A 3,301-nucleotide genomic window follows, 5' to 3' on the forward strand; every position below is an offset into this window, starting at 1 on the left:
CACTCCCCTTCATGGAACAAGATCCATTGTCAGGGGTGTCCACGCCGAAGGGGGAGCCTCAACCGACGCCATCCCCCCGGCCGAGACCGCTGCCCGCCGGCGGCCGCGCACGGCCTACTACGAGGGCCCCGAGCAGCTGCCCGGGATGCCTCGCCGTACCTGGTTCCGGCTTGCCGCCCTGCAGCGCCACCGCGGTGAGCTGGCCGACGACTGCGCCTGGCGCATGGCCCGCCACCTGACCCACCGGGCCGATGAGCGCGGCCGCCTGGCCGGCCTGCAGGCCGTCATGCGCTCCTACACCGTCGTGCACGCGGTCAGCGTCCGCACCGCCTGGGCGGACTTCCGGCGTCTGCGCGAGGCCCGGAGTCGAGGAGGATCCGTGCAGGACTGAACGGTAAGGGCACGGAAACCAGAGCGAGGAAGAAGCGGATGCACGCCTGCACCGGAACTGCGCCGGCTGTGCCTCCGGTCAGGGAACGGGTGTCTGCATGTCGGCCTTGATCTGGGACGGGCTGAGGGCGGCGTTGTAGGTCTTGACTTCATCGATCCTGCCGGCGAAGGGGCTCACGCCGTCATTACCGATCTTCAGCTGGCCCGTCTCCTCGGTCGGGTGGGGACTCCACCGGACCATCCGCGCCGCTTCTCCGTTGACGTACAGGACGGCGGCCTCGCCTTCGAGGACGACCGCCACGTGGCTCCAGACTCCGGGGGGCAGGATGAGCTCGCTCGGGACGCTGACCGTGCTGTTCATCCCGTCGGAGGCGTAGACGTGAGGGCCGTACGGCGCGTGGGACTTGGCGGTGGACAGTTCGAGGGTCTCGTGCGGGCTCCACCGCCGGAGGATCGTCTCGTTCGTCTTGGAACGCATGGGGTTGACCCAGGCGGACATGGTGATGCCGGTGGTCATCCTCAGCGATGTCGATGACGGCACAAGGACCGTGCCTCCTTCGGCGGAGAACTCCACGGACTTGCCGAATCTGCCGTCGGCCCATCTGGCGCCGTAGGCCGTACCGGTGTTGCCCCGGCCCGAGCCGTCTCGCACGGTGGCGCCGCCGCCCTCGTTCATCCCGTAGGCCGCGGCCAGGGTCTGCGACAGATCGGGGGCCGGGCCGACCGTCGCGCGTTGCTCCTCCGAAGGCGTGCCGCGCTGGCCGACCGAGTCCACCGCGATGACCCGGTAGTAGTACGTGCCGGGTTCCTGCACGGTGTCCATGTACTCATAGGGCGGGCTGTCGACCAGGGCGAGGAGGGTCGCCGCCGAAGGGGCGAAGCCGGAGGCCGTCGATCGGTGGATCTCCCAGGTGTGGACGGCGTGGTCGTCGGAAACGCCGGTCCACCACACGGTGGCCCAGCCGCCGTGGCCGTACGCGTTGACCCCCCACGGCGCGCCGGGCGGGCTGTCGGGTTCCATCGCCTTGGCGGACGCCGGCTCGGACGGCGGGCCGAGCCGGCGTGAGGTGTCCATCGCGCGCACGCGGTAGTGATAGGTGTCACGGTATTTGGGGACGTCGGTGTAGGACGTGGTGGTCACCGTGCTCAGCAGAGTCGAACCCGTGGGCGTGAAATCCGCCTGGGTGGATCGGTGGACCTCGTAGCCGGTGATGCCGTCGTCGTCGGTGCTCGCCTGCCAGGAGAGCACGGTCTTGCCGTACCCGGGGACGGCGGTCAGGGCGTCCGGTGCGGTCGGCGGAGTGTCCGGGGCCCCTCCGGCCACCGGTGTGGTCATGTCGGCGTTGATCTGGGCCTCGCTGAGGGCCGTGTCATAGATCCGTATCTCGTCGATGAGACCCGTCCCCCAGATGGCGAGCGGGGTGGTGCTGAGGCTGATGGCGCCCTGGGCGGGCTGGGAGGCCACCAGGGCCCCGTTGACGTAGACGCGCAGTGCCTGGCCGTCGTAGGTGGCGGCGAGATGGCTCCAGGTCCGCGCGGGCAGGGGCCGGAAGGTGATCCGGCTCGCGGGCGAGGTGCCGACGGTCGCCGTGGTGGCGGAGAAGCCGTAGGAGCTCTTGGAGACGGTCAGTCCCCCGTTCACCGGGTCCATGTCGGGATTTACCCAGGCCTCCACCGTCATCGCTGAGGTCAGGCGCAGGGACGGGGCATCCGGCACGATCACCCTGCTTCTCCGGTCCAGGGCGATGGCCCTGCCGTACTTCCCGCCCGTCCATGTGAGCGGGAGGCCGGACGCGGACGTACCGGTGTGGCCCTGGCCCGCCGCGTCGCCGATGACGGTTCCGGTTCCTTCCTCCATACCGTAGGCGGCCACCGGGACGGGCTCGGCTGCGGCGAGGGCGGTTGATGGGGCGGACAGTAGTGACGCGCCGAGAAGGAGCCCCGCGCATGCGGCGAAGGCTCTTCTGTTTTCACCCAACAGTGCTCCCCCATAAAAGGAATCCCCCGACCCTTATACGGACATCATGCATCCTTGATCGGAGAATCGCGCGCGCTCGATCCCGTCACCTCGTTTTGAACCGCTCCGGCTTCGATCACCCGGGCCTCGGGTAAGAGCCTGGTGGTCCACCACCGCAAGGTGAAGAATCAGCGCTTGGCCGCGGCCGGTTACGTGTGGGCCTTCGCCTCCCTCCGAGCGCCCGGTCCCCGGGTGCACTACGACCACCGGCGTGCCGAGGGTGACCGGCATTCCAGCGCGCTGCGCAACACCTTCAACCGGATGCTCGGCTGCCTGTTCCACTGTCTGCAGAACCGCAAGGTTTACGACGAGTCGGCCGCCTTCCCCCGCTCGGGTATCCGGCCACGATCGGAGACGGTGGCATCGGGTACCGCTGACGCCGCCTGATCGTCAGCCGATACCGGCTTGCTCAGCCGTACCTCCTCCTCCGCGTACCCCAGCGCCTGGTGGAAGTTCCGGGCCCGGGTATTGGCCGCGCCGGTCTCCAACGTGATGCGCTGCAGACCGCGGTCGCGTGCCCAGGACTCAGCGGCATCCACCAGAGCGCGCCCGATGCCCATGCGCTCCACCTGGGCGGAGACGACGAGCTCGCCGATGTAGGCGTCCATGTGGCCGGTGAAGTGCCGGCGGGTGGTCACGGTGGCAAAGCCTGTGACATGACCCTCGTGGACCGCCACGAATACACCGTGACTGTCGCCGTTGCCCTGGTCTAGGGAACCGGTGACCCAGCCGCGCACGGCGGCGGCCACGGCATCGGCATCTCGCCAGGGCGCGACTCCTTCGGTCAGGCGTGGGGCCAGCGTGACGATGGCATCGCGATCCTCCTCTTGGTACAAGGCCGCGTAGTTAAGGATCTCGGACGTGCGGCAAGCCACCGGTGAGTACGGCCACAGC

3 protein-coding genes are annotated in these 3,301 nt (G+C 69.1%); 1 reads left to right on the top strand and 2 read right to left on the bottom strand.

From position 1 onward, the window contains the following. Positions 1–145 precede the first annotated feature (145 nt). Positions 146–391, top strand: coding sequence for a hypothetical protein (locus IEZ06_RS35550; RefSeq protein ID WP_189241063.1), 246 nt, complete (start codon positions 146–148; stop codon positions 389–391). 78 nt (positions 392–469) lie between these two features. Here IEZ06_RS35550 and IEZ06_RS35555 read toward each other — a convergent pair whose 3' ends face one another. Both IEZ06_RS35555 and IEZ06_RS35560 read right to left on the bottom strand, forming a co-directional pair. Further along, positions 470–2,248 (bottom strand): LamG domain-containing protein, encoded by a 1,779-nt coding sequence (locus tag IEZ06_RS35555; RefSeq protein ID WP_189241064.1) that lies wholly within the window; start codon positions 2,246–2,248, stop codon positions 470–472. A gap of 461 nt (positions 2,249–2,709) precedes the next feature. Further along, positions 2,710–3,301 (bottom strand): GNAT family N-acetyltransferase (locus IEZ06_RS35560; RefSeq protein WP_189241065.1); only part of this gene is annotated, 592 nt, incomplete at its 5' end.

This window comes from Planomonospora antibiotica (assembly GCF_014647955.1).
In the GTDB taxonomy this organism is placed as follows: Bacteria; Actinomycetota; Actinomycetes; order Streptosporangiales; family Streptosporangiaceae; genus Planomonospora; species Planomonospora parontospora.